The 25839-nt window shown below is 72.7% G+C and carries 21 protein-coding genes, 1 tRNA gene and 1 other RNA gene; 17 read left to right on the forward strand and 6 right to left on the reverse strand.

Annotated elements, in window-relative coordinates; genetic code table 11:
* The first annotated feature begins 4 nt into the window (after positions 1–4).
* From ACGFZP_RS10600 to ACGFZP_RS10620, 5 genes are all read left to right on the forward strand, one after another.
* Positions 5–169 (forward strand): hypothetical protein, encoded by a 165-nt coding sequence (locus tag ACGFZP_RS10600; RefSeq protein ID WP_392930751.1) that lies wholly within the window; start codon positions 5–7, stop codon positions 167–169.
* 199 nt (positions 170–368) lie between these two features.
* Positions 369–1286, forward strand: coding sequence for a bifunctional DNA primase/polymerase (locus ACGFZP_RS10605; RefSeq protein ID WP_392930753.1), 918 nt, complete (start codon positions 369–371; stop codon positions 1284–1286).
* A 180-nt stretch (positions 1287–1466) separates the two neighbouring features.
* Positions 1467–2999, forward strand: a complete 1533-nt coding sequence (locus ACGFZP_RS10610) for a YfjI family protein (RefSeq protein ID WP_392931033.1) — start codon at positions 1467–1469, stop codon at positions 2997–2999.
* 321 nt (positions 3000–3320) lie between these two features.
* A complete protein-coding gene (locus ACGFZP_RS10615) occupies positions 3321–3557 on the forward strand; it encodes a helix-turn-helix domain-containing protein (protein WP_392930755.1) in 237 nt (78 codons plus the stop codon).
* Between the two features lie 12 nt (positions 3558–3569).
* Positions 3570–4829: a tyrosine-type recombinase/integrase gene (locus ACGFZP_RS10620; protein WP_392930756.1), complete on the forward strand. Its 1260-nt coding sequence runs from the start codon at positions 3570–3572 to the stop codon at positions 4827–4829.
* Positions 4830–4909: 80 nt separating this feature from the next.
* Here the strand turns inward: ACGFZP_RS10620 and ACGFZP_RS10625 are convergent.
* Positions 4910–4994: transfer RNA gene (locus ACGFZP_RS10625), tRNA-Ser, on the reverse strand.
* Positions 4995–5124: 130 nt separating this feature from the next.
* Here ACGFZP_RS10625 and ffs point away from each other — a divergent pair.
* The 10 genes from ffs (at position 5125) to ACGFZP_RS10675 (ending at position 15438) form a co-directional block, all read left to right on the forward strand.
* Positions 5125–5221, forward strand: an RNA gene (ffs, locus tag ACGFZP_RS10630) — signal recognition particle sRNA small type.
* A gap of 69 nt (positions 5222–5290) precedes the next feature.
* Positions 5291–7519 carry a DNA polymerase III subunit gamma and tau gene (locus tag ACGFZP_RS10635; RefSeq protein ID WP_392930757.1) on the forward strand — a complete coding sequence of 743 codons (2229 nt, stop codon included), beginning with the start codon at positions 5291–5293 and terminating at the stop codon, positions 7517–7519.
* A 181-nt stretch (positions 7520–7700) separates the two neighbouring features.
* On the forward strand, positions 7701–8039 hold the full coding sequence (locus tag ACGFZP_RS10640; RefSeq protein ID WP_392930759.1) for a YbaB/EbfC family nucleoid-associated protein: 339 nt from the start codon (positions 7701–7703) through the stop codon (positions 8037–8039).
* Positions 8040–8328: 289 nt separating this feature from the next.
* Complete coding sequence (gene recR, locus ACGFZP_RS10645; RefSeq protein ID WP_387949893.1) at positions 8329–8928, forward strand: recombination mediator RecR; 600 nt, start codon at positions 8329–8331, stop codon at positions 8926–8928.
* The gene (locus ACGFZP_RS10650; protein WP_392930762.1) at positions 8921–9631 is read left to right on the forward strand and encodes a DUF5063 domain-containing protein; all 711 of its coding nucleotides are present in this window, start codon (positions 8921–8923) and stop codon (positions 9629–9631) included. The genes recR and ACGFZP_RS10650 overlap by 8 nt, the downstream gene beginning before the upstream one ends.
* A 385-nt stretch (positions 9632–10016) precedes the next feature.
* Positions 10017–11297, forward strand: coding sequence for an aspartate kinase (locus tag ACGFZP_RS10655; RefSeq protein ID WP_392930764.1), 1281 nt, complete (start codon positions 10017–10019; stop codon positions 11295–11297).
* Positions 11294–12346 (forward strand): aspartate-semialdehyde dehydrogenase, encoded by a 1053-nt coding sequence (locus ACGFZP_RS10660; RefSeq protein ID WP_392930766.1) that lies wholly within the window; start codon positions 11294–11296, stop codon positions 12344–12346. The genes ACGFZP_RS10655 and ACGFZP_RS10660 overlap by 4 nt, the downstream gene beginning before the upstream one ends.
* A gap of 296 nt (positions 12347–12642) precedes the next feature.
* Positions 12643–13185: a SigE family RNA polymerase sigma factor gene (locus ACGFZP_RS10665; RefSeq protein ID WP_392930768.1), complete on the forward strand. Its 543-nt coding sequence runs from the start codon at positions 12643–12645 to the stop codon at positions 13183–13185.
* Positions 13182–14513: a hypothetical protein gene (locus ACGFZP_RS10670; RefSeq protein WP_392930769.1), complete on the forward strand. Its 1332-nt coding sequence runs from the start codon at positions 13182–13184 to the stop codon at positions 14511–14513. Before ACGFZP_RS10665 ends, ACGFZP_RS10670 begins: the two co-directional genes overlap by 4 nt.
* 118 nt (positions 14514–14631) lie before the next feature.
* Positions 14632–15438: an SURF1 family protein gene (locus ACGFZP_RS10675; protein WP_392930771.1), complete on the forward strand. Its 807-nt coding sequence runs from the start codon at positions 14632–14634 to the stop codon at positions 15436–15438.
* Positions 15439–15487: 49 nt separating this feature from the next.
* Here ACGFZP_RS10675 and ACGFZP_RS10680 read toward each other — a convergent pair whose 3' ends face one another.
* The 4 genes from ACGFZP_RS10680 to ACGFZP_RS10695 form a co-directional block, all read right to left on the reverse strand.
* Positions 15488–15859 (reverse strand): hypothetical protein, encoded by a 372-nt coding sequence (locus ACGFZP_RS10680; protein WP_392930773.1) that lies wholly within the window; start codon positions 15857–15859, stop codon positions 15488–15490.
* A gap of 239 nt (positions 15860–16098) precedes the next feature.
* A complete protein-coding gene (locus tag ACGFZP_RS10685) occupies positions 16099–18006 on the reverse strand; it encodes a S9 family peptidase (RefSeq protein WP_392930775.1) in 1908 nt (635 codons plus the stop codon).
* 110 nt (positions 18007–18116) lie between these two features.
* Complete coding sequence (locus ACGFZP_RS10690) at positions 18117–19538, reverse strand: MFS transporter (RefSeq protein ID WP_392930777.1); 1422 nt, start codon at positions 19536–19538, stop codon at positions 18117–18119.
* 106 nt (positions 19539–19644) lie between these two features.
* On the reverse strand, positions 19645–20022 hold the full coding sequence (locus tag ACGFZP_RS10695; RefSeq protein WP_392930778.1) for a nuclear transport factor 2 family protein: 378 nt from the start codon (positions 20020–20022) through the stop codon (positions 19645–19647).
* A gap of 169 nt (positions 20023–20191) precedes the next feature.
* Between ACGFZP_RS10695 and ACGFZP_RS10700 the strand changes: the two genes are divergently transcribed.
* The gene (locus tag ACGFZP_RS10700) at positions 20192–22966 is read left to right on the forward strand and encodes an ATP-binding protein (RefSeq protein WP_392930780.1); all 2775 of its coding nucleotides are present in this window, start codon (positions 20192–20194) and stop codon (positions 22964–22966) included.
* A gap of 925 nt (positions 22967–23891) precedes the next feature.
* On the opposite strand, the gene ACGFZP_RS10705 is transcribed toward ACGFZP_RS10700, so the two are convergent.
* The gene (locus ACGFZP_RS10705) at positions 23892–24014 is read right to left on the reverse strand and encodes a hypothetical protein (RefSeq protein WP_392930782.1); all 123 of its coding nucleotides are present in this window, start codon (positions 24012–24014) and stop codon (positions 23892–23894) included.
* Between the two features lie 791 nt (positions 24015–24805).
* Here ACGFZP_RS10705 and ACGFZP_RS10710 point away from each other — a divergent pair.
* Positions 24806–25645 carry an SLATT domain-containing protein gene (locus ACGFZP_RS10710; RefSeq protein WP_392930784.1) on the forward strand — a complete coding sequence of 280 codons (840 nt, stop codon included), beginning with the start codon at positions 24806–24808 and terminating at the stop codon, positions 25643–25645.
* The last annotated feature ends 194 nt before the right edge of the window (positions 25646–25839 follow it).

Consider the following 25839-nt stretch of genomic DNA (forward strand, 5'->3'; position numbering starts at 1 on the left):
CGCCATGACCGAGCAGCGCTGGCCCGACAAGCCCGTCCCCGAGTACACCGACACCGAGCTGGCCACCGCGATCGAGCGGCACCAGGACGACACCGACCCCGTCACGCAGAGCATCGTCCAGAGCTGCATCCGGGAGTGGGAGCGCCGCCGCGGCCTCCCCCGGAGCTGACCCCACACCCCGACTGCAGCCCCCGCCCACAGCCCCGGAAGGCGCGCGGGCCGGAGTCCGGCCGTGTCGTTGGTGCGGTCGCCCCACCCTGTCGTGGGACGAGCAGCACCACCCGCCCCTGACCGTGTCGGCCCCGGTCCCGTCCGGGGCCGACACGCTATTCCCCGACTTCGCTCCGATACTCGGCAAGGAGCAGCCCATGCCTGATTGGGAGAGCGCCCTCGGCGCCGCCCGCCATGCTGTTGAACGGGGTCTCGCGGTGTTCCCGCTCACGGCCCACAAGAAGCCGGCCCTTCCCCGCGCCCACCCATCCCGGCAGGCAGGCCAGTGCCGGGGCGAGTGCGGGCGTCTCGGTCACGGAGTCCACGACGCCGCCACCGACCACGCCGTCGTTCAGCGGATGTTCGAGCGGGCCCCATGGTCCACCGGCTATGGCATCGCCTGCGGCCGGGCCCCGCACCGCCTCATCGGCATCGACCTCGATGTGAAGGACGGTCTCGACGGCGTCGCCGACCTTCGAGCGTTGGAGGCCGCGCACGCGTTCGCGGTCCCGGCTACCGCCACCGTGGCCACGCCGAGCGGGGGTTGGCACCTGTGGCTGACCACCCCGCCCGGCACCCGCGTGCTCAACTCCGTGGGCAAGCAGCGCGACCACTCGCACGGCTTGGACGTCCGCGGCTCCGGCGGCTACCTCGTCGGCCCCGGCTCCATCGGCGCCGCCGGCCGCTACCGGTTCGTTCCCGGCACCGACCCGGGCACCATCGCCCCCGCCCCACTGGAGTTGCTCACCGCGTTGGCCCCCAAACCCGTCCCGGCCGCCGCCCCGGACTCGAACCGGCTCCGGGAACGGATCCACCACCAAGACGCCTACACCCGGGCCGTCTTAACCCGCGAGGCCGACAAGGTCCGCGCCACCACCCAGGGCGGCCGCAAGAACCGCCTGTGGGCCAGCAGCGCTGCTGTCGGACGCCTCATCCACACCCGAGCCCTCGATGAGGCCCTGGCCCATGACGCGCTGCTGGACGCCGGACTGGCCACCGGCCTGAAGCCCGCCGAATGCGAGTACACCATCCGGCGCGGGTTCCTGGCCGCCGCCACCGCCTCCCGCGCCGCCTGAGAACGGGCCCGCCGCCATGGGGGACCGGAACAGCGCTTATCCGGCCTCCCCATGGCCCCGTCCCGCCCACACGCCCCCGGCCCCGCGCGGGCCACCTCACCACCCGACCACACGCCCGAAGGAGCACACGTGACCGTCCCCGCCCCCCGCCCTGACGGACCGCCCGACAATGTGAGCCCGCTGTTCCGCGACGGCTGGGAGGACGACGCCGAGCCCCAGGCCGGACCGGATGCATGGGACGCGCCGGTCCAGCTCGGCGAGTCCCGCACTCTGCCCGCCTTCCCCACCGATGTCCTGCCCGGCTGGCTGGGCGACATGGTCTCGGCGGTGGCCGAGGAGACGCAGACCCCGGCCGACCTCGCCGGGTGCCTGGCCCTGGCGGCCCTGGCCGCTTCGGCCGGCGGCCGCGTGGTCGTCCGGATCCGGGGCCGGTGGCACGAGCCGGTGAACATCTACACCGCCGTCGCCCTGCCCCCGGGCAACCGCAAGAGCGCGGTGTTCGACCTGATGACCAGGCCGCTCATGGAGGTGGAGAAGCAGCTGTGCGCGGCGAGTGTGATCCGCCGGACCGAGGCGGAGACCACGCAGCGGCTGCTGAAGGCCGCCGCCGAACGCGCTGCCACCAAGGCCGCGAACGCCGAACCGGACGACCGGGCCAAGGCCACCGCCGAGGCCGTAGCGCTCGCCCGGGAGGCTGAGGCCGTCACGGTCCCGGCCGAGACGCAGCTCATCGCCGACGACGCCACGCAGGCCTCTCTGGCCACGCTGCTGGCCGAGCAGGGCGGGCGGATCGCCATCATGAGCCCCGAGGGCGGGGTGTTCGACATCATCGCGGGCCTCTACTCCGGTCCCCCGGACATGACCATCTTTCTCAAGGGCCATGCCGGGGACCGGGTCCGGGTCAACCGGCAGGGCCGCCCCTCCCAGCATGTCGAGCGCCCGGCCGTCACCATGGGCCTGGCCATCCAGCCCGAAGTTTTGGAGGCGATCGCCAAGGTGAAGGGCGCGGACGGGCGCGGGCTGCTCGCCCGCTACCTCTACTCCGTCCCCGTCTCCCTGGTCGGCTCCCGCGACGTGGAACCCGACCCGATTTCGGATGAGGTCGTCAACACCTACGGCCAGCATCTGGTGGCGCTGACCACGGAACTGGCCGACTGGACGGACCCGGCGATCATCCAGCTCACCCCCGAGGCCAACGCCGTCCTGCTCGCCTTCCAGAAGGTCACCGAATCCAGGCTCGGCAAGGGCGGAACCCTGGCCCCGATCGTGAAGTGGGCCAGCAAGCGTGACGGCGCCGTCGCCCGGATCGCCGCCCTGCTCCACCTCGCCGCCCACCCCACCGACGGCTGGCGCCTGCCTATCGACGCCGCCACCATGGCCGACGCCTGCCGCCTGGGCGACTACTTCACCATCCACGCCCTGCACGTCTTCGACGCCATGGGCGCCGACCCCGCCCGCGACGCCGCCCGCCTGCTCCTGGGCCACCTGCGCACCAACCCCGCGGCCCCCGGCGGGTTCACCAAGCGTGACCTGTTCCGCTCCGCCTCCCGCGCCGACTTCCCCACCATGGGCGACCTCGACCCCGCCCTGGACCTGTTGGAGGAACACGGCTGGGTGCGGATGCAGGCCCCGCCGCCGCGCTCCGGCAAGGGCGGCCGCCCGCCCTCCCCCCGCTACCAGGCCCACCCCCACCTGACTCACTCCACGCCCTGACTCGCCGACAACCCCCGGGGCGCCGACAGAACTGACACAACTCCCCGAAATGCCGCCCGACCTGCGGAAATGCTCAAGATCGCCGCTCTGACAGAACCACTTAAAACTCTGACAGAACCCCCCGCGCCCAGGTTTCCACGCAGCCCGCCCCGCCGCGCGAAACCCCCTCCGTCGAGGTTCTGTCGAGGTTTTTACCGGTTCTGTCAGAGCGGTGATCAAGGGCGAAACCGCAGGTCAGGGCGCATGTAGCGGGGTTCTGTCAGTTCTGTCGGCCCCTGGGGCCTTCCAGGCTTCAGCGCCGTCCCTCGCAGGAGGTTCCGCATGGCTGATGACACGGGCGACGCCCAGCCCGAGCATGACCCCACCCTGGTGGCTCTCACCGTCGAAGAGGCCGCCCGCCGACTCAGCATCGGCCGCACCACCATGTACGCCCTGATCAAGGGCGGCGAGATCGAGACCATCCCCATCGGCCGAGCCCGCCGGGTGCCGGCTGAGGCCGTTGTCGAGTTCACCCGCCGCCGCATGCAGATGCACACCACCACCCCGATCGCCGCCTGAGGAGAAGTGCCTGTGACCAAGCGCGCCAAGCGCCCTGACGGGACATCGTCCATCTACTTCGGCTCGGACGGCTATTGGCACGGCCGTGTCACCGTCGGAGTCCGCGACGACGGCAAGCCTGACCGCCGCCACGTGATGAGCAAGGTCAGCGAGGCCGAAGTCATCCGCAAGGTGCGGGAGCTGGAGAAGCAGCGCGACGCGGGAAAGGTGCGCAAGCCCGGGAAGCCCTGGACCCTGAAGGCGTGGCTGCTGCACTGGGTTGAGGAGATCGCCAAGCCCTCCGTCCGCGATACCACCTACAGCGGCTACGAGGTGGCTGTCCGGGTGCACCTGATCCCCGGGGTCGGCGCACACCGGCTCGACAAGCTGGAGCCGGAGCACTTGGAGCGCTTCTACACGAAGATGCGCACCAAGGGCAGCAAGGCCGGCACGGTCCACCAGGTCCACCGCACAGTCCACACCGCCCTGAACCACGCCCTCCGCCGCGGTCACGTGACCCGGAACGTGGCCTCCCTCGCCGTGCCGCCCCGGATCGAGGAGGAAGAGGTGGAGCCCTACGACATCGAGGAGGTGCAGCGGCTGCTTGCCGAGGCCACCAAGCTGCCCAACAGCACCCGGTGGTCCATCGCCCTCGCGCTGGGGCTCCGGCAGGGGGAGACGTTGGGTCTGCGCTGGATGGACGTCGACCTCAAGACGGGCACTCTGCGGGTGCGGAAGAACCGTCTCCGGCCGAAGTACAAGCACGGCTGCGGGGGCGACTGCGGCCGGAAGCCCGGCTACTGCAAGCAGCGGCTGCGGAGGAACGAGGACACCGCGAACACCAAGTCGAAGGCCGGCCGCCGGGTCATGGGGTTGCCGGACGAACTGATCCGGCTGCTGGAGCTTCACCGGGAGGAGCAGGAGCGCGACCGCCGCCGGGCCGGGCAGGAGTGGCACGACAGCGGATACGTCTTCACCTCTCCCTTCGGGTGGCCGTTGGTGCCGAGCACCGACTACGACACATGGAAGCGGCTGCTCGTCGACGCCAAGGTTCGGGACGGCCGGTTGCACGATGCTCGGCACACCGCCGCCACGGTGTTGCTGATCCTCGGCGTCCCGGAGCGGGCGGTCATGCAGATCATGGGGTGGTCGTCCACGGCAATGGCCGCGCGCTATCAGCACGTGACGAGCGGCATCCTCAAGGACGTCGCCAAGCGTGTGGGCGGCCTCATCTGGCAGGTGGCCGAGGGCCCGGAGGGTGGCGGCCCGGAGGCTACCGAACCGGGGCGTTGAGACTGCAGATGAGACTGTGAACGACGAAGGCCCCGACCGGAACCCGGTCGGGGCCTTTCGTTTGCCCTGGCGGGCGGGTGCGGAGGATACGAGATTCGAACTCGTGAGGGATTGCTCCCAACACGCTTTCCAAGCGTGCGCCCTAGGCCTCTAGGCGAATCCTCCGTGGGAGAGCTTAGTACATGTTCCGGGGTGCTTGCGACCACGTATCCCGGGGGTGGGTGAGGGGTGGGGCCTGCGGATCGTCGAGGGGGTGGGTGGTGGAGGTCGGGGCCGCGGATCCGGTACTGTGGTGGTCAGCCCCTCGTGTGGCGTTATCTCTCTGAACCCCCCCAGGGCCGGAAGGCAGCAAGGGTAAGAGGGCTCTGGCGGGTGCACGAGGGGTCTTTGCGTTCCCGGGGCCGGGTCGGCCGGGTCGAGGGGCGCCGCGTTTGTCGGTCCGTCCCGATATCGTCGGGGGTGTGTCCCTAGCCCTGTACCGCCGCTATCGCCCCGAGACTTTCGCCGAGGTCATCGGGCAGGAGCACGTGACCGCTCCGCTCCAGCAGGCCCTGCGCAACAACAGGGTCAACCACGCCTACCTGTTCAGCGGCCCGCGCGGCTGCGGTAAGACGACGAGCGCGCGGATCCTGGCCCGCTGCCTGAACTGCGAGCAGGGGCCGACCCCAACGCCGTGCGGTGAGTGCCAGTCCTGCCGGGACCTGGCGACGGGCGGGCCGGGGTCGATCGACGTGATCGAGATCGACGCCGCCTCGCACGGTGGTGTGGACGACGCGCGTGACCTGCGGGAGCGGGCGTTCTTCGCGCCGGTGCACAGCAGGTACAAGATCTTCATCCTGGACGAGGCGCACATGGTGACCTCGGCCGGCTTCAACGCGCTGCTGAAGGTGGTGGAGGAGCCTCCGGAGCACCTGAAGTTCATCTTCGCGACCACGGAGCCGGAGAAGGTGATCGGGACGATCCGCTCCCGGACGCACCACTACCCGTTCCGGCTGGTGCCGCCCGGCACGCTGCGGGACTACCTGGCGGAGGTGTGCGGCCGGGAGCAGATCCAGGTCGAGGACTCCGTCTTCCCGCTGGTGGTCCGGTCCGGGGCCGGCTCCGTGCGTGACTCGATGTCGGTGATGGACCAGCTGCTCGCGGGCGCCACCGAGGGCGGCGTGACGTACCAGATGGCCACCTCACTGCTCGGGTACACCGACTCGGCGCTGCTGGACGAGGTGGTGGACGCCTTCGCCGCGCAGGACGGGGCGACGGTGTTCCAGGTGATCGACCGGGTGGTCGAGGGCGGACACGACCCGCGCCGGTTCGTGACGGACCTGCTGGAGCGGCTGCGCGACCTGGTGATCCTGGCGACGGTGCCGGACGCGGGGGAGAAGGGGCTGCTCGACGCCCCGGCGGACCGGGTCGCGATCATGCAGGCGCAGGCGGACGCCTTCGGGGCGGCCGAGCTGAGCCGGGCCGCCGACCTCGTCAACACCGGGCTGACCGAGATGCGCGGGAACGCGGCGCCCCGGTTGCAGCTGGAGCTGATCTGCGCCCGCGTGATGCTGCCGGGCGCGTACAGCGACGAGCTGTCGTTGCAGGCGCGGCTGGACAAGTTGGAGCGGCAGGCCTCGGCCGGCGGCTTCTCGGGCGCCCAGATGCAGGCTGCCCCGATGCAGGTCGCCCCGATGCAGGCTGCACCGGTGTACGCCGCTCCGATGCAGGCCGCTCCCGTGCAGGATGCGGCGGCCCCGGGGGCGCCGATGGCGGCGGAGGCCGCTCCCGTGCCACAGCCGGTACAGGCTGCCCCGGCGCCCGCCCCGGCCCCTCCCGCCCCTGCTCCGGCCGCCCCCGCGCCGGGCGCGTGGCCGATCCCGCGCAGCTTCTCGGCGGGCGGCGGCGCACCGGCTGCTGCGGCGGCCGCACCCGCGGCCGCACCCGTGCAGCCGGCGGCCCCGGTACCCCCGCCGGCCCCCGCAGCTCAGGCGCCCGCCCCCGCCGCGGCCCCCGGCGGGCAGCCGTCCGCGGCCGCGCAGCAGGGCGCCGGGCAGGTCCGGCAGCTGTGGCCGCAGATCCTGGAGGCGGTGAAGAACCGCCGCCGCTTCACCTGGATCCTGCTCAGCCAGAACGGCCAGGTGGCCGGGTTCGACGGCAGCGTGCTCCAGGTGTCCTTCATCAACGCGGGCGCCCGTGACAGCTTCGTCAGCAGCAACAGCGACGACGTGCTGCGCCAGGCGCTGACCGACGCGCTCGGCGTGGACTGGCGGATCGAGTGCATCGTCGACCCCTCCGGGGGAGTCGGCGGCCCCGGTGGAGGCGGTGGAGGCGGCGGCAGCACCGGCGGCTTCGGCGGCGGTGCCCCCGGCGGTGGCGGCGGTGGCTGGGGAGCCCCGCCGGCGGCCCGCCCGGCCGCGCCGGCGCCCGCGATGCAGTCCGCGCCGGCGCCCGTACCGGCCGCCGCGCCCGTCGCCGCGCCCCCGATGGCCGCGCCGCCCGCGCCCGTCCAGGCGCAGCCGCCGGCCCAGGCCGCCGCCCGGCCGCAGCAGCCGGTGGCCCCGCCGCCGGGGCCGATGGTGGCGCCGGAGGACGACATCCCGGAGGAGGACGATCCGGATCTCAACGAGCAGGCGTTCTCCGGTCAGGACCTGATCATCCGCGAGCTGGGCGCGACGGTGCTGGAGGAGATCCAGCACGGCGGCGCATAGGCGGTCCGGAAGCGGGACCGGACGGACACGACCCGGTCCCGTTCGGACGGTCCCGCCGACCCTGCACGGGTACGTCCGGCAGCACGTAGGCTCGTTGCGACGCGCGAGCGACCCAGCGGACGCGGACCGCAGTACGCGGCGACGCAGTACGCAGAACGAACACAGACGCAAGGAGTGAGCCGTGTTCCCCGGTGGTGGTCAGCCCAACATGCAGCAGCTGCTCAAGCAGGCGCAGAAGATGCAGGAGGATCTCGCCCGGGCCCAGCAGGAGCTGGCCGAGACGAAGGTGAACGGTACGGCGGGCGGCGGCCTGGTCGAGGCCACGGTGACCGGAGCCGGCGAGCTGGTGGCGCTGACCATCGCCCCGGCCGCGGTCGACCCGGAGGACACCGAGACGCTGGCCGACCTGGTCCTGGCGGCCGTCCGGGACGCGAACCAGGCGGCGCAGAAGATGCAGGCCGAGCGGATGGGCCCGCTGACCCAGGGCCTGGGCGGCGGCATCCCCGGCCTGCCGTTCTGAACCCGGGCAACCCGGGCAACCCCGGGCACAGGGGCGCACGGAACCCCGGTGACCCCGGCACAGGGGCGCGCGTGGGCCAGTCCGAGCTCCGGCACAGGGGCACTCCGGCGGGCCCGGAGGCCCGCAACCGCAGCCCCCGGTGCCTGTGAAGGTCTGAAGTTCGGGCAACAGACCCATGTGATTTATGTGGGAGTCGGGCGTCGGACGGTGTGTCCGACGCCCGATTCGTTGGATGATGGCACCGGAGCACCACCGGAGCACCTGCAGCCGCACGAGGGAAGGCGCGACGTTGTACGAGGGCGTGGTTCAGGACCTGATCGACGAACTGGGCAGGCTGCCCGGCGTCGGGCCCAAGAGCGCACAGCGGATCGCCTTCCACATCCTGCAGGCCGACCCGACCGACGTCCGCCGGCTGGCGCACGCGCTGCTGGAGGTCAAGGACAAGGTCCGCTTCTGCGCGGTCTGCGGCAATGTCGCCGAGGCCGAGCAGTGCCGGGTCTGCCTGGATCCGCGCCGCGACCTCGCGGTGATCTGCGTGGTCGAGGAGTCCAAGGACGTCGTCGCGATCGAGCGCACCCGTGAGTTCCGCGGCCGGTACCACGTCCTGGGCGGCGCGATCAGCCCGATCGAGGGCGTAGGCCCGGACGACCTGCGGATCCGCGAGCTGCTGTCGCGCCTCGCGGACGGCACGGTCACCGAGCTGATCCTGGCCACCGACCCCAACCTGGAGGGGGAGGCGACCGCCACCTACCTGGCCCGGCTCTGCAAGCCGATGGGCCTGAAGGTGACCCGGCTGGCGAGCGGACTGCCCGTCGGCGGGGATCTGGAGTACGCGGACGAGGTCACCCTCGGTCGCGCCTTCGAAGGGAGACGACTGCTCGATGTCTGACCGGACGATCAACCAGCAGCCCCACACGCCCCACCAGGCCGGCCCGCAGGCGGACCGGCACGCCCCGCACACCCATGCGCACGGCTCGGAGCCGGACGACTTCGCGGTGCAGATCGCGGACTCGGTGGAGAGCTTCGTGCTCGCCGTCACCGAGGTTGCCAAGGGCGACGAGCCCGGCAGCGCGGTCTCCCTGCTGCTCCTGGAGGTCTCGCAGCTCCTGCTGGCCGGCGGACGGCTCGGCGCGATCGAGGACGTCGTCCCGGAGGACCGCTTCGAGCCCGACACCGGACCGGAGCCGGACGGTGAGCAGCTGCGCGAGCGGCTGGCCGTGCTGCTGGCGCCGATCGACGTCTACCACGAGGTCTTCGACCCGTACGGGCCGCCGGAGAAGCCGAACGCGTTCCGGATCTCGGACGACCTGGCCGGCGTGGTCAGCGAGCTCCAGCACGGTCTGACCCACTACCGCGAGGGGCGGGTCAGCGAGGCGCTCTGGTGGTGGCAGTTCTCGTACCTGTCCAACTGGGGCACGACCTGCTCGGCGGTGCTGCGGGCGCTGCAGTCGCTCATCGCGCACGTGCGGCTGGACAGCCCGATCGGCGCGGTGCCGGACGGCGCGGACACCGACGACGACGGGCTGACCGACGAGCAGCTGGAGCAGCAGGCCGGCGACCTGATGGCGGCCGAGCTCGGCCTCGGGCGTTAGAACCGGTCCGACGGAAACGGTCCGGAAAAACGGCCGCGCAAAGGGCGGGAACGGCTCCGCGCGAAGGACCAGCGGGAGCGGATCGGCAGAACCGGATCAGCGGGAACGGATTGTGACGTAAACCTCAGGGTTTTCCGGTGAAAGGGAAAACCCCCGGGCACCGTCCGTTCACCCGCCGATTCTGCGGGGCCGTACCGGATGCCCCGCAGACCTGCCGGTCGCCTCCCCGCACCGCCGCCCACCTGCTGAAACCGGTGTCTCATCATATGGAAAGCGACGGTCGGGGCACCCCTGCTCGGTAGACTGACGCCGACCGCACAGCCCCCGCCACCCGGGGGTGCGGGGGCCTGGAGCCCCCGGAAACGACACAAGTCGAGGAGCGCACGTGGGCCTTGTCGTGCAGAAGTACGGCGGCTCATCCGTTGCGGATGCCGAGGGCATCAAGCGCGTGGCCCGTCGAATCGTTGACGCCAAGAAGGCCGGCCATGAGGTCGTCGTCGTGGTGTCCGCGATGGGCGACACGACGGACGAGCTCATCGAACTGGCGGAGCAGGTGTCACCCATTCCTGCCGGCCGCGAGTTCGACATGCTGCTGACCGCTGGAGAGCGCATCTCCATGGCCCTGCTGGCCATGGCGATCAAATCCCTGGGTCACGAGGCCCAGTCCTTCACGGGCAGCCAGGCCGGTGTCATCACCGACTCCGTCCACAACAAGGCGCGCATCATCGACGTGACGCCGGGCCGCATCCGCACCGCCCTGGACGAGGGCAACATCGCGATCGTGGCCGGCTTCCAGGGTGTCTCGCAGAGCAGCAAGGACATCACCACGCTCGGCCGCGGCGGCTCGGACACCACCGCCGTCGCCCTCGCCGCGGCCCTCAGGGCCGAGGTCTGCGAGATCTACACCGACGTGGACGGCGTGTTCACCGCCGACCCGCGCGTGGTGAAGAAGGCCCGCAAGATCGACTGGATCGCGTACGAGGACATGCTGGAGCTGGCCTCGTCCGGTTCCAAGGTGCTGCTCGACCGGTGTGTCGAGTACGCGCGGCGCTACAACATCCCGATTCACGTACGCTCGTCCTTCTCGGGCCTTCCCGGCACGATCGTCAGCAACGACAACCCGAACCAGCCCGAAGGGGGCGAGATGGAGCAGGCCATCATCTCCGGAGTCGCCCACGACACTTCGGAGGCCAAGGTCACCGTCGTCGGCGTGCCGGACAAGCCGGGCGAGGCGGCGCGGATCTTCCGCGCGATCGCGGACGCCGAGGTCAACATCGACATGGTGGTGCAGAACGTCTCCGCCGCGTCGACCGGCCTGACGGACATCTCCTTCACCCTGCCGAAGACCGAGGGCCAGAAGGCCATCGACGCCCTCGGCCGGGTCAAGGAGGGCATCGGCTACGAGTCGCTGCGCTACGACGACGCGATCGGCAAGATCTCCCTGGTCGGGGCAGGCATGCGCTCCAACCCGGGCGTCACCGCGACCTTCTTCGAGGCGCTCTCCGAGGCCGGCGTCAACATCGAGCTCATCTCCACCTCGGAGATCCGCATCTCGGTCGTCACCCGTGCCGACGACGTCAACGAGGCCGTGCGCGCCGTCCACACCGCCTTCGGCCTGGACAGCGACTCGGACGAGGCGGTCGTCTACGGAGGCACCGGGCGATGACCCGGCGGCCGAACCTCGCCGTCGTCGGCGCCACCGGCGCGGTCGGCGAGGTGCTCCTCGGCCTCCTCTCCCTCCGCCAGGACATCTGGGGCGAGATCCGTCTCGTCGCCTCCCCGCGCTCGGCCGGCCGCAAGCTGACCGTGCGCGGGGAGCCCGTCGAGGTGGTGCCGCTCGCGGAGGAGGCCTTCGACGGGATCGACGTCGCGTTGTTCGACGTGCCCGACGAGGTCTCCGCGCAGTGGGCGCCGATCGCGGCGGCCAAGGGCGTCGTGGTGGTGGACAACTCCGGCGCGTTCCGGATGGCCGGGGACGTCCCGCTGGTCGTCCCCGAGGTCAACGCGGCCGCGCTGCGGATCCGGCCGCGCGGCATCGTCGCCGGACCGAACTGCGGAACCCTCGCGATGATCGCGGCGATCGGCGCACTGCACGCCGAGTACGGGCTCGCCGAGCTCGTCGTCGCCACCTACCAGGCGGCCTCCGGCGAGGGCCGCGCCGGGGTGGACGCGCTGCGCGACCAGGTCGCGCTGGTCGCCGGCACCGAGGTCGGCGAACAGACCGGTGACCTGCGCGCGGTGATCGCCGACCACGGGCCGTTCGCGGCGCCGCTGGCGTTCAACGCGGTGCCGTGGGCGGGCTCGCTGATGGACGGCGGCTGGTCGTCCGAGGAGCTGAAGCTCCGCAACGAGTCACGCAAGATCCTCGGCCTGCCCGGCCTCAAGGTGTCCGCGACCTGTGTGCGCATCCCCGTGATCCGCACCCATGCGCTGGCCGTGCACGCGGTCTTCGAGCGCGAGGTCACCCAGGAGCACGCCCAGCAGATCCTCCGGGACGCCCCGGGCGTGGTGCTGTACGACGACCCGGCGGCGGGGGAGTTCCCCACCCCCAACGACGTGGTCGGGACCGACCCGGTCTGGGTCGGCCGGGTGCGGCGGGCGCTGGACGACCCGGCCGCGCTGGACCTCTTCCTCTGCGGCGACAACCTGCGCAAGGGCGCGGCGCTGAACGCCCTTCAGCTCGCCGAACTGGTGGCGGGCGAGCTGTCCGGCTGACCCTTCGTCGGCCCGGTGCGAACCACGTCTGCACATTCCTGTCCGGAATCCCCCCGCGGATCCCCTGGAGGGGTCTTCCACGCATACGGAAGAATGTCCTGCGGGCTGGGCAACCATGACAGGGGATCGAGTGTCCAACGGGCGTGGCGAACGTGATGGTGGGGGTACGGGCGGGCATCTCGGCGACGGCCGCGGTGACGCTCCCGCTGCGTGCCCCGCGACCGGTGGACAGGGGCGGCCGGCGGCCCGCGGAGACGCGCGCCCCGCGGCCCGCGGATAGGCCGGAAGATAGCCAGATGACGGCGGTCGCACCCGGCCCGGCGGACTCCGGGGCCGGCCTCGGCGCGGGCACCAGCGAGGACCTGCTCACCGAGACCTACCAAGCCCACTACCGCTCCCTGCTGCGGCTGGCCGCGCTGCTCCTCGACGACCTCTCCACCTGCGAGGACGTGGTGCAGGAGGCGTTCATCCGGGTGCACGCGGCCCGGCGGCGGGTGCGCGAGCCGGAGAAGACCCTCGCCTATCTGCGGCAGACCGTGGTCAACCTGTCCCGCTCCACCCTGCGTCGCCGGATCCTCGGCCTGCGGCTGCTGCCGAAGCCCATGCCTGACATGGCCAGTGCAGAAGAAGGCGCCTACGATGCGCTGGAGCGCGATCAGTTGAAGGCCGCGCTGCGGGGTCTGCAACGCCGTCAGCGGGAGGTTCTGGTGCTGCGTTACTTCGTGGACATGACGGAGGCGCAGGTCGCGGAGGCCCTGGGCATCTCGCTCGGCTCGGTGAAGGCGTACGGCTCACGGGGGCTGGCCGCGTTGCGGGTCCGGATGGAGGCCGGGGCATGAGTGACGATCGGCAGGGCGCGGGGGGCTCCGCCGACGCGGTCGGCCCGGAACGGCGAACCGGCGGTGCGTCCCCCGGCGGTGCGTCCCCCGGCGGTGCATCCTCCGGCGGTGCGTCCCCCGGCAGCGCATCCCCGGCCGGCGCGGACGGTCTGGACCCCGAGGAGCGCCTGGTCCGGGTGCTGATGCAGCGGGCGGTGTCCGACGTCCACCCCGATCCCGCCGCCCTGCCCCGGATCCGCCGCGCGGTACCCCGTCGGCGGGCCGCCCGGCGCGGCGCCTGGACCGGGGCCGCCGCGCTCGCGGTCGCGCTGGCCGTCGCCCTTCCCGCCCTGCACGACGACGAGCACCTCGGCCTCTCCGGCGGCCCCGGCTCGCCCTCCGAGCAGAGCAGCGCCGCCCCGGCGGTCACCGGAGGCCCCGGGACGACCGGCGGCGGCTCCGCCGGACCGGTCTGGCCGCCCCACCCCGCCACCAGCGGCCCCGGCGGGACGGCGAGCCCGTCCGGCTCCACCACCGCCTCGCCCAGCGCCTGGGCCAGCACGGCCGGCCCGGGCAGCGGCCCGGTGGCCTCCTCCGCCGCGGCCACCGCGGGCGGCACCGAGGGCCCGCCCGTACCGCTCTGTACCCGCGCCGACCTCGGACAGGCCGCCTCACAGGTCGGCGCACCCGACGGCGAGGGGCGGATCTACGGCTCCTTCACCGTGGTCAACACCTCCGGGCACAGCTGTCTGCTCGGCGGCCCGGGCGCGGTCGCGGTCAGCGGCGCGAGCGGTACGGACCCGGCGCGGATCCGGGTGGTCGACCACACGGCGGGCGACCCGGCGACCGGGCTGCCCGCACCCGTCGGAGCGCCGATCGCGGATGGGAACAGCCCGGCACTGGTGCTCGCCCCGCAGGCCGGGTACCGGGTGGAGTTCGGCTGGGTGCCGGACAGCGGCTGCCCGGCGCCGACCGGCGCCTCGCCCACCGCTGCGGTCGGACAGGCCGCCGCTTCGGGCTCCTCCCCGGCGGCCCAGCCCGGCGGCTCGGGCGGCTCCGGCGGCGTGGCCCCCGCCATGCGGGCCTCCGTGCCGCCGAGTGCGGCGCCCCCGGCCTCCGCCTCTCCGACGGCCGGCCCGACCGGAGCCCCGAGCCCGACGGCCACCGTCACCACGGGCCCGAGCGCCCCGCCGCCCACCGTCACCCTCTCCCACACCCCGGCGCCGGGCAGTCCGACCGCCGCCACCGCCGTGCTGCTCGGCGCCTGCTCCGGCACCGTCTACCGCACCCAGGCCGAGCCCGCCCCCGCCCCGACCCCGGGCCCGACCGGCTCCCCGACGGCGGGCTGAACCGACCGGCGCCGGTCCGCTCGGCGCTGCCGGGCGGCCCCGGCCCCCGCAGGGCCCGGCCGGTGCGGCGGGGGACCCTGTGGTCGGGAGGGGTGTGAAGAGTCGTTACCGTGGGGGTGTGTACCGGTTCCTCCTCACTCCGCGCTGGCTGAGCGGCACCGCGCTGGCCGTGGCCGCCGTCGCGGTGTGCGTCTGGCTCGGCACCTGGCAGCTCGGCCGCTTCGAGGACAAGGTCTCCTCGCACCGGGACGTCGAGCAGGCGGCGAGCGCGGCCGGTCCGGCCAGGCCGCTCGGCGAGCTGCTGAGCGCCGCCCAGCCGCAGGTCACCACCGACACCGTCGGCCGGCCGGTGACGGTGACCGGGACCTTCGACCAGGCGCACCAGCTGCTCGTCCCCAACCGGGTGGTGGACGGAAAGCAGGGCTACTACGTCCTCACCCCGCTGCGCACCGGCGACGGCCGCACCGTCGCCGTCGTCCGCGGCTGGGCCCCGGGCGCGCCGGCCGGGGAGACGTCCGCCGAGGGCGGGTCCGCGGTGGCCCCGGCGCCCACGGGCGAGGTGAGTGTGACCGGCCGCCTGCAGGCCGGCGAGACCAGCGGCAGTGGCGGCGCGGTGGCCGGCGGGCTCCCGGCGGGCCAGCTCGGCACGATCAACCGGGCCGCGCTCGTCAACAAGCTCTCGGACGACGGCTGGTACGACGGCTGGGTGTCCGCGGACTCGGTGCCGGCCGGGCTGAGCCCGGTACCGACCGTGCAGCCGCAGGGGGGCAACGGGCTCACCCTGCGCGCGTTCCAGAACCTGGGCTACACCCTGGAGTGGTTCGTCTTCGGCGGGTTCGTGGTCTTCATGTGGTTCCGCCTGGTCCGCCGCGAGGCGGAGGCCGAGCAGGACCGGGCCCTCGGGCTGGACCCGGTCCTGGAGTAGCGCGTCCGCTCGGCGCCTCGGCGGCTCAGCGCTTCAGCGGCCCGTCGGCTCAGCGGCTCGGCTTCGCAGGCGGTACGGCCGGCACCGCCGGTCTGGACGGGACCGGCGCCGCCGTGGGCACGGTCGGGGTGGCCGGCTTGGCGGGCGTCGCCGACGGGGAGGCCGTGGGTGACGGGGAGGCCGTGGGCGACTGCGAAGGCGGCGGCTGGTTGCCGCAGCGGCTGCTGTTCCCGCTACCGCTGCTGTCGTCGTCCGAGTCGTAGGAGTTGGCGTGGTGGCGCGTGGTGCGCCCCTTGGACGACCCCTTCGAGCCCTTGGACCCCTTCGACCCGGAGGACTTGGACTTGGCCAGCAGGACGGTGCCGCCGTCCTCCCCGGTGTGGAAGGCCGCCTGCACGACGCCGCTTCCCACCGCGCCCATGGCCCGCGCACTCGCCGAAGCCGAAGCAGCAGCCGAAGCAGCAGCCGAAGCAGTAGCCGAAGCAACGGCCGAAGCGGTGGCCGGGGCCGGTGCCGAAGCAGCAGCCGTGGCCGTGGCCGTGGCGGTGGCCGTAGGCCCGGCCGGCGGCGGGCAGGCCGCCTCGGTGTCGTCCTGCCCCGAGCAGCCGGTGAGCACGAGTGCTGCGGCCACCCCCACCCCCATGATCGTCAACGCACGTCTCACACGGTCCCCCTGTCGAATCTCCCGGCCGGGCCGTCCCCGACGGGAGCCTCCTCCGTCGGATTCTGCCCGACCCCCGCCTCCGCGAGGTGCCGCCGAACGAAGTCGATCTCCAGCCGCAGCTGCTTGATCCGCTCCTCCACCACCAGCGAGCCGTGTCCGGCGTCGTAGCGGTAGACCTCGTGCGGCGTGCCGAGCCCCTCCAGCCGCTCGACGTAGTTCTCGATCTGGCGGATCGGGCAGCGCGGGTCGTTCACCCCGGCGCTGATGTAGACCGGCACCCGCACCTGCTCCACGTACGTCAGCGGCGACGAGGCCGTCCACCGCTCGGGGACCTCGGTGGGCGTGCCGCCGAAGAGCGTGCGGTCCAGGGACTTCAATGCCTCCATCTCGTCGTCGTACGCGGTGAGGTAGTCCGCCACCGGGACGGCGGCGACGCCGAGCGTCCAGAGCTCCGGCTGGACACCGAGCCCGAGCAGGGTCAGGTAGCCGCCCCAGGAGCCGCCGGAGAGCACCAGCCGCTCCGGGTCGGCGAGCCCGCTCTCCACCGCCCACGCGCGCACCGCCGCGATGTCCTCCAGCTCGATCAGGCCGACCCGCTCGCGCAGCGCGTCCGTCCAGGCCTGCCCGTAGCCGGTGGAGCCGCGGTAGTTGACCCGGACCACCGCGAAGCCGTGGTCCAGCCAGGCGGCCGGCCCGGCGGCGAAGGAGTCGCTGTCGTGGTGGGTCGGACCGCCGTGGATCTCGAAGACGGTCGGGAACGGGCCCTGGCCGGCCGGCCGCTGGACGAGTGCGTGCACCCGTCCGCCCGGCCCCTCCACCCAGACGTCCTCGACCGGCACCGAGCCCGGCGGCACCGGGCCGGGTGCCCGCAGCACCACCGTCCCGGCGGTGGAGCGGACGGCGGACGGCTCGGCGGCGGAGGACCAGAGGAACTCCACCGTGCCGTCCGGACGGGCGGTCGCCCCGCCGACCGTGCCGCGCGGGGTCTCCAGCCGGGTCAGCGTCCCGGAGTCCAGGGAGTAGGAGAACAGCTCGCTGCGCGCCTCGTACTCGTGCTCGACCAGCAGCGCACGGGCCCCCGGGCGCCACTGCGCCGAGACGTCGCCGGGCAGCTCGCGCCCCTGCTCGTCGCGCAGCTCCAGCGCCGTCTCGGCACCGGTCGCGACATCCCAGAGCATCGGCTCCCAGCGGCCGCTGCGCTGGTGGGCGACCAGCAGCCGGGTGTCGCCCTCGACCGGGGCGAAGCCGAGGCAGGCGACGCCGCGCGGCTCCGCCCGGCCGGTGACCTCGTCCAGCTCGGCGACGGTCGAGCCGTCGGCCAGCCGGACCACCCGCAGCGCGGAGTGCATGGCGTCGCCGTGCTCGGTGTGGTCGATGGCCAGCAGGGCGCTGTCGTAGCTGAGGTCCCCGATGCCGCCGTACTCCTCGTGCCGGTAGATCTCGACGGCCTCGGCGGCCCCCGGGCGGCGCAGGTGCAGGGTGGTGCCGTCCTCGTCGGTGGAGCGGCCGACCACCACCGTGCCGTCCCGGCCGAGCGCCAGGCCCGCCGAGTAGGAGGCCGCCAGACCGGGCACGGCCTCCTCGTCGGGGCCGTCCGCGCCGTCCGGCCGACCGGCGAAGGGCTGGCGGCGCCAGATTCCGAACTCGTCGCCGTCGTGGTCGTCGAACCACCACACCCAGGCGCCGTCGGGGGACAGCTCGGCGTCCGTGGTGCCGTTCGGCCGGTCGGTGACCCGGCGGTGGGTGTCGTCGGCGCGGTCCCAGGCGTAGACCTCGTAGGTGCCGGTCGCGTTGGACACGTACAGCGCCCGGGCGGGGGCGTCCTCCGCCCAGTCCGGCAGTGAAACCCTGGCCGCCCTGAACCGCTGCTCCCACGCCGGTACGGCGCTCTTCTCCTCGCTCATCCGCCCATCCAACCCGATCCGCGGGAGTGAACGGAACGGGCGGGCGGGCCCGATCGGCCCACCCGCCCCGCTCCGGTCCGCTTCCGGCCGCCGCTACGGCGGTGGCCGCCTCAGCTCCGGTCCGCTCCCGCCCGCCGCCCCGGCAGCAGCTGGACCAGGCCCGCCAGCAGCAGTTCCAGCACCGTCAGGGCCGCGAGGCTCCGGCCGAAGGCCGCGACCGGGTCGCCGGCGCCGTAGTAGACCAGGCCGATCAGCGCGATCCCGAGCGCCCCGGCGACCTGCTGGACGGTGGCCAGCACCCCGGCCGCCGAACCGGCCAGCCGCGGCTCGACCCCGGCCAGCACCACGCCGGTCACCGGGGCGATCACCAGGCCCATCCCCAGGCCGTCCACGAACAGGCCCGGCACCAGCCACCAGACGCTGCCGGTCGTCCCGCCGCCGTACACGGCCAGGTCCAGCAGGACCAGCCCGGCCGCCATCAGCAGCCCGCCGAGCGCGACCGCCTGGCGGCCGAGGCGGGCGGCGACCAGGTGCGCCCGGGTGGAGGTGAGCAGATAGCCGAGGCCGATCGCGGTGAACACCAGGCCGGCGCCGAGCGCGTCCAGGCCGCGGCCCAGCTGCAGGTGCAGGGCGAGCACCAGGAAGAAGGACGCCTGGCCGAGCCAGAAGGCGAGCTGGGCGAGCAGACCTGCGGTGAAGGCCCGGCTGCGGAAGAGCCCGGTGTCGACCAGCGGGGTACCGGTGTGCCGGTGCTGGTGGACGGCGAAGACGGCGAGCAGCGCGACCGCGCCGCCCAGGCAGAGCCAGGTCCACAGCGGCCAGCCCTGCTCGCGGCCCTGGATCAGCGGCAGCACCAGGCCGGTCAGCCCGAGGGTGGCCAGCAGCACGCCCACCGGGTCCAGGCCGGGGCGCTGCGGGGCGCGGGACTCCGGCAGGCAGCGGCGGACCAGGGCGAGCGCGGCGAGCCCGATCGGCAGGTTGATCAGGAAGCAGCTGCGCCAGTCCAGGCCGAACACGTCAGCCCGGATCAGCACGCCGCCGATCAACTGGCCGAACACCGCGCCGACGCCCATCGTCAGCCCGTACATCGCGAACGCCCTGGCCTGGGCCGCGCCGCTGAACGCCGTCCGCAGGATGGCCAGCACCTGCGGGCCCATCAGCGCCGCCGCCAGGCCCTGCACGACCCGGGCCCCGACCAGTGCGGACGCCGTCGGGGCGAGGCCGCAGCCCGCCGAGGCGAGGGTGAACAGGGCCAGGCCGAGGGCGAACACCCGGCGCCGACCGTAGCGGTCGCCGAGCCGGCCGGCGGTGACCAGTCCGGCGGCCAGCGCCAGACCGAACCCGGCGATCACCCATTGGACGGCGGATGGTCCGGCTCGTAGATCGGCTTGGACGGACGGTACGGCCACATTGACGATGAAGAAGTCGAGCGCGGTCATGAAGGTGGTGGTCAGCACGACCGGCAGCAGCCCCCTGGTGGAGGGGTCCGGGCTCTTCGCCGTGGTCGGCCTGGTCCGCAGGGCGGTGCTCATCTCGGATGCTCCTCAAGGGGGTTTGGCGCGGTGAAGGGGTGGGAGGGGTGCGGGACCAGGTGGGCGGGGGCGGCCGGGTGCCGCCCCCGCCCGGTGGCCGCAGGGCTCAGGCGCCCGGGACGCGGTCCAGGAAGCCGTACACGGAGGCGATCCGTCCGTCCGGGCCGGCCACCAGCACGTCGAAGCCGACCACCAGCGGCTCGGCCCCGGCCGGCCCGAGGTTCCAGGTGAACCGGGCGATGTCGTGGTGGGCGTCGACCGGACCGAGGGTGAACTCCAGCCCGGTGAACTGGCCCTGGGCCGCGGCGATCACGGCGTCGATGCCGTCCCGGCCGGTGACGGCCGCCAGCGGGTCGGTGTAGCCGCCGTCCTCGCTCCACAGCTCGTCGATCAGCTTGCGGCGGGCCGTCGGGTCGGTCTCGTTCCAGGTGGCGAGGTAGCGCTCGGCGAGCTGCTGGAGGTCGCTGCTCTGGATGGCGTTCATGGTCTTCTCCCTTGTCCTGGCGGGCGGTTGGCCGGTTCTCCGGCTCCCGTCCCGCCGCTTGTTCCGGCTGCTTGTTCCTGCTGGTCATGAAGGTACGGATGGCGCGCGGCGGGCGAATCCGTCACGCATAGGTAGGGGTGTACGTAGGCCGCGCCGGTAGGGTCGGGGGATGCTGTACGGGAGGGAACGGGAGCAGGCGCTGGTCGACGGTCTGCTCGACGGGGCAAGGGGCGGCCGCAGCGGGGTGCTGGTGCTGCGCGGGGAGCCGGGCATCGGCAAGACCGCGCTGCTGGAGCACGCGGTCGCGGCGGCGGGTGACGCGTTCCGGGTGGTCCGCGCGGCCGGTGTCGAGTACGAGGCCGAACTGCCCTTCGCCGGGCTCAGTCTGCTGCTCGCCCCGGGCCTCGACCGGCTCGCCGCCCTGCCGGGCCCGCAACGGCGGTCGCTGGAGGCCGCGTTCGGACTCGGCGAGGCCGTCACCGCACCCGGGGGAGCGCCCGCCGACCGGCTGCTCACCGGCCTCGCCACCCTCGGACTGCTCGCCGAACTCGCCGCCGACCAGCCCCTGTTGTGCGTACTGGACGACGTCCAGTGGCTCGACCGGGCCTCCCTGGACGCGGTACTGCTGGCCGCCCGCCGGCTTCAGGCGGAGGGGGTCGCCCTGCTGCTCGCCGCGCGCGACGGCGGCCCCGGAGCCGGCCCGGGCGGCCCGGCCGAGGCGCTTCCGCTGGCCGGACTGCCGGAGCTCCGGCTGGCCGGGCTCGACGAGCCGGACGCCGACCGGCTGCTCACCTCCCGCGCCGGAGCGGGCCTCCCGGGCGAGGTGCGCCGCCGACTTCTCGCCGAGGCGGCCGGAAACCCGCTCGCCCTCACCGAACTGCCCACCACCCCGGCCCCGCCCGCCGATCCGGGCGCGCTCCCGCTCACCAGCCGACTGCAGATCGCCTTCCACGGCCAGGTCACCGGCCTGCCGTCGGCCACCCAGACGCTGCTGCTGGTCGCCGCCGCCGAGGAGAACGGCGACCTGGACGTCATCCTCCCGGCCGCCGCCGCGCTCGGCGTGTCCGCGGAGCACCTCGCCCCCGCCGAGGAGTCGGGCCTGGTCTCCACCACCGCCGACCACCGACTCGCCTTCCGGCACCCCCTGTTGCGCGCCGCCATCATCCAACGCGCGCCGCTCCAGCAGAAACTGACCGTCCATCGGGCCATCGGTGAGGCGCTGGGCGAGGGCGACCGCCGCACCTGGCACCTCGCCCTCGCCGCCACCGCGCCGGACGCCGACCTCGCGGACGCGCTGGAGCGCACCGCCCTCCGCGCCGAGGCCCGCGGCGGCCACGGCGGCGCGGCCGCCGCGTACGAGCGCGCCGCCCGCCTCACGCCCGACCGCGACGGCGCCACCCGACGCCTGGTGCTGGCCGCCGAAGCCGCCACCGAGGAGGGCAAGTTGGCGCAGGCCGAGGCGCTCGCAGACCGCGCCGCCGCCCGTACCGACAGCGTCTTCGCGCACGCCCTGCTCGACCAGGTCCGGGCCACCGCGCACTTCTGGCGCGGCTCCTACCAGGCCGCCTACCGGCTGCTGTTGGACGCCGCCGACACCGACATCGAGGCGCCGCACGCCGCGCGGATGCTCTTCCAGGCCTTCCACGCCGCCTGGTACGCCGGCGAGGAGCCGGTCGTCACCGTGCTCGACCGGCTGGCCCGGCTCCCGCTGCCCGAGGGCGACCCCCACACCGCGCTGGCCCGCCACCTGCCGGCCGCCGTCCTCCCGGCCCTGGGCCGCCCGGCCCAGCCGCTGCCCACCGCCCGCGACACCGCGGCGGCCGCCCGCCGGGACGGCGCCGAGACCCCGAGCGACCTGGTCCAGCTCTGCGGCGCGACCCTGATCCTCGGCCGCGACGCCGAGACCATCGACCTCGCGGGTGAACTCATCGCCGAGGCCCGGTCCAAGGGCACCCTCGGCGTCCTGCCCACCCTGCAGTTCTTCCTCGCCGAGGCCGAGCTCTTCCACGGCCGCCACCGCGACGCCGAGGCCACCGCGGGCGAGGCGCTGGCCCTCGCCCGGGACAGCGGCCAGCACCAGTGGGTCAGCCAACTCAGCGCCTTGCTGGCCTGCCTGGCCGCGCTCGGCGGCGCCGCCGAGGAGTGCGTGGCGCTGACCGCCACCGCCCTGGCCGGCCCGGCCCAGGCCGCCGACGCGCCGCGGTCCGCCGCCCCCGCCCCCGGCGAGCCCTGGGCGCAGTGGGCGCTGGGCCTGCTCGACCTCGGCCAGGGCCGGGCCGCCGACGCCGCCGACCGGCTCCAGGCCCTCACCACCGGCCGCTACCGGCACCACGTCTGCGCCACCCGCGCGATCCCCGACCTGGTCGAGGCCGCCGTCCGCCTCGGCGCCCCCGACCGCGCCGCCGAACCGTACGAGCGCCTGGCCCGCTGGGCCCGCGCCGCCGACCGGCCCTGGGCCGAGGCCCTGCGGCTGCGCTGCCAGGCCCTGCTCGGCCCGGACGAACTCGCCGAGTCCGCCTACCGGTCCGCCCTGGAACTCCACGACGGCACCGACCGCCCGTTCGAGCAGGCCCGCACCGCGCTGCTCTACGGCGAGTGGCTGCGCCGCGAACGCCGCCGCACCGACGCCCGCCCCCACCTGCGCGCCGCCCTGGAGACCTTCGAACGCCTCGCCGCCCACCCCTGGGCCGAGCGCGCCCGCACCGAACTCACCGCCACCGGCACCACCGCCCCCGCGACCACACCCGCCGACGCCCCCGAGGGCTCACTCGCCGCCCTCACCCCGCAGGAGCTCCAGATCGTCCGCCTCGCCGCCCAGGGCCTCACCAACCGCGACATCGCCGCCCAGCTCTTCCTCAGCCCCCGGACGGTCGGCCACCACCTCTACAAGGCCTACCCCAAACTGGCCGTCACCTCCCGCACCGACCTCCCCGCTCTCTTCTGACCCGCTCGCCCCTGAGTAGCCGAGCACGCCAGGGGGCCGTCGGACCTCTCCGACGGGCCCTCTGCGCTGGTGCGGGGCCGCACTGGCCGAGCTGGAGGCGGGTGGCCGGGGTCGGCGGCGCGGGAAGTCGACGACTCCGACTTCCCGCGCTGGCGATCGGACCGGTCGCGGGCGCGCGCCGGCGTCGAGCCGGCCGGCGCCGGGCGATGAGGGCCGACTCGCAGGCGGCGGCCCTGGGCGCCCCGCCGGAGGCTCCCGAGCAGGGGCCGCCCTGGAGGTGGACTTCAGGATCTTCTCCCGGATCTCTCCAGAGGCCCCTGAAAAGCAGTCAGGGCCGGTGTCCTGTGAAGGACACCGGCCCTGAGCTGGTGTTACTGGGTCGGGGTGGCGGGATTTGAACCCACGGCCTCTTCGTCCCGAATGAGGTTCGGGCTGGGATTCGACCTGCGTGCATGTATGAAGATGCAGGCCAGAGCCTTGGGGCGGGTTGGTCCCACCCAGCTTCAGACGGCCCTGGTCTCAAGATCTTCTCCCAGGCTTCTCCCAGAGGCGGGTAGAGAAAGGGTTGCTCCCGTCCTTTTGAGATCTTGGGGCTGGGCTAGCAGCTGGTCGATGTCATCGGGTAGGCCCTGCACCGCACAGTGACCCCATGCGTGTTGCTCCATACCGTGACCACACCTCCATGGTGCGAGCATGCACCGCGCTTGCCGATCGAGGTAGAGGCCCACCCGTCGGCGCAGCTCGACCCAACTGCGCTCCACTCCAAGACGAAAGGCTTCGTCGGCCGTGGTGGGCTAGCAGGCTTCGGCGGGTCTGGCGCACAGCCGAGGTGAATGTTGAATGCAAGAGGGACGAGCCACAAGGCGAGGAGTACCAGACACCCGCCGCTACCGCCGCTTCCTCGCCTTGCCATCTCGCCGCCCCGCTAGTCCCGGCCGAGCGGCCGCGGGTCGTACCCGTAGACCTTGTTCTTGCAGGCCCCGTCCTCTGGGTAGTTGTCCTCGCACCACTTGGCGACCTGGCCGAGGCACTCAACCTGGGCTGTCATGCCGAGCGTGTCTTGCAGAGCAGCCTGTGCACACGCAGGCGGGTGATCGCTGGTGGCGAAGACCCCGGCGGTGATCCCACCGGCGATGAGAAGAGCTGCGGCCGTGGAAGCGGCTATTCGTTGGGCGGGGGTCAACCTGGTTATGACGCGGCGTAGGGCAACAGGCATGCGCCGAAGCATAGGGCTGCCTGGCGGGATGGGATACCTGCATCGATCGATTCCTGGATCAGGAGTACGGGGTGGAGTAGGCCGCGAATCTGGCCCACAACTGGCCCGCGCACGGTGACCTGACCTGGTAAGCGGGTGGGCCGCTCCGGGGCCGAATCGGAAGGGGCTGGTGTCGGCAAGTTGCCGACACCAGCCCTGATCTGGGCTTCCCGCCACCAGAGGAGAGCGTGGGATTCGAACCCATGGCATGGGGTCACCGCACAGCAGTTTTCAAGATCAAGCCCGATGGAACGCTGACATCACCCCGGACCAGGCGGAACACCAGGTCAACGCCGCTGACAGGACACTACGGCCCACGACTGGCCCAGGTTAGCCAACCCAACCGTGTCCGTGCAGGTCCGCCACGGCCACAACCCGCCAGCCACTGGTGTCGGCGGGTCATTCAGTGCGCGGAATCCCGAGGTGACGCCACAAGGCGGCGCCCACCCGGTTCCAACAGGCCGCACCGCAGCACTTTTGCACTGGACGCACTACGGGACCCACTTTACTGGTGTAACTTCATGGACAAGATGAGGGGATGGCGCCGTCTTTGGCGGCGCAGGTACGTCGTTCATGAGCCAGGGGTGGCAAAGTTCATGGCTAGCACTACGAGCACTACCGAGATGCTGATTCAATATCGCCGAGAGGTCGAAGACCTCAAGCAGCGAATCAAGAATCGGCGGCTCCAGGTCGCAGGCCTCTACGGAACCGCAATCCTGCTTGTGGCCACATTTTGCTCCTGGGTACTCATCAGCAATCTCTTCTGGCTCAATTCCCACACCCCCGGGGCAGTCCATCTCACATTCTTCATCATCTCGGCATTGCTAGCTGGCGGAACAGCCCTTCAGGTGGCAGCCGAGTTCCATGATGTTTATGCGATTTGGCCAGACCGTGGGACATCGGTACGGAAACTTAAGCTTGATCTGGAGCTTGCAGAGGAACGACGAGTCCTTGAGGCTAGAAGCGCAACTCCAGAAACGCTAAATCGCCAGGCCTCATACAAGGAGCGACTCCCTGGCGAAGTGGCCCGCCTGCGCAAGGAGTCCCGCCACTATCGGCGTGTTCATCTGCTGACACAGTGGCTAGTCTTCGCCAGTTCGGCATCCATTACTGCAGTCACCGCGTGGTATGACCCTCCGCAGCCTGGGAAAGGGGTCCTGATCGCCCTGGGCTTCATTGTTACGGTCGTCACTGGAGCCACTGGTTACTTTAAGCCCCGCGAGCGGGCCTTCAATCTTCAACAGACTGCCGACAGTATCGAGCAACACTCAACGGCACTTGATCTGGGAATTGCGCCATATGCGCATGACGAGGCAACAAATCTGGCGAGTTTCGCCGCCACAGTAGAAGGCCTGCGCGCCGACCAGAGAATGCGAGAACAGCAGCTGGACCAGCCTTTCCAGGGACAGCAAGAGGTAATCTAGAGCCTCCCGTCAGAGTCCGGCTCAGGCAGGCATCCCTTTGTCGCTCGCTCGAAGACCCGTCCAGATAGGATTTCCGGACTTCGATCGGGCGACAAAGGGATTCGAACCCGCCGTGGGAGTTTCCCCTCACGTAGCGTTTAACTGCCATCTCAACCTGCTTCAGGGTTCCCGCCTCGCCCCGCGAAGGAGGCTGG

The organism is Kitasatospora sp. NPDC048239 (assembly GCF_043202015.1).
Classification (GTDB): Bacteria; Actinomycetota; Actinomycetes; order Streptomycetales; family Streptomycetaceae; genus Kitasatospora.

Bases quoted from the DNA above. Each gene is read 5' to 3' on its own strand.
- ACGFZP_RS10600 (WP_392930751.1), top strand. From the start codon at position 5: ATGACCGAGCAGCGCTGGCCCGACAAGCCCGTCCCCGAGTACACCGAC.
- ACGFZP_RS10605 (WP_392930753.1), top strand. From the start codon at position 369: ATGCCTGATTGGGAGAGCGCCCTCGGCGCCGCCCGCCATGCTGTTGAA.
- ACGFZP_RS10615 (WP_392930755.1), top strand. From the start codon at position 3,321: ATGGCTGATGACACGGGCGACGCCCAGCCCGAGCATGACCCCACCCTG.
- ACGFZP_RS10650 (WP_392930762.1), top strand. From the start codon at position 8,921: ATGTCTGACCGGACGATCAACCAGCAGCCCCACACGCCCCACCAGGCC.
- ACGFZP_RS10660 (WP_392930766.1), top strand. From the start codon at position 11,294: ATGACCCGGCGGCCGAACCTCGCCGTCGTCGGCGCCACCGGCGCGGTC.
- ACGFZP_RS10665 (WP_392930768.1), top strand. From the start codon at position 12,643: ATGACGGCGGTCGCACCCGGCCCGGCGGACTCCGGGGCCGGCCTCGGC.
- ACGFZP_RS10670 (WP_392930769.1), top strand. From the start codon at position 13,182: ATGAGTGACGATCGGCAGGGCGCGGGGGGCTCCGCCGACGCGGTCGGC.
- ACGFZP_RS10680 (WP_392930773.1), bottom strand. From the start codon at position 15,859: ATGGGCGCGGTGGGAAGCGGCGTCGTGCAGGCGGCCTTCCACACCGGG.
- ACGFZP_RS10685 (WP_392930775.1), bottom strand. From the start codon at position 18,006: ATGAGCGAGGAGAAGAGCGCCGTACCGGCGTGGGAGCAGCGGTTCAGG.
- ACGFZP_RS10690 (WP_392930777.1), bottom strand. From the start codon at position 19,538: ATGAGCACCGCCCTGCGGACCAGGCCGACCACGGCGAAGAGCCCGGAC.
- ACGFZP_RS10695 (WP_392930778.1), bottom strand. From the start codon at position 20,022: ATGAACGCCATCCAGAGCAGCGACCTCCAGCAGCTCGCCGAGCGCTAC.
- ACGFZP_RS10700 (WP_392930780.1), top strand. From the start codon at position 20,192: ATGCTGTACGGGAGGGAACGGGAGCAGGCGCTGGTCGACGGTCTGCTC.
- ACGFZP_RS10705 (WP_392930782.1), bottom strand. From the start codon at position 24,014: ATGACAGCCCAGGTTGAGTGCCTCGGCCAGGTCGCCAAGTGGTGCGAG.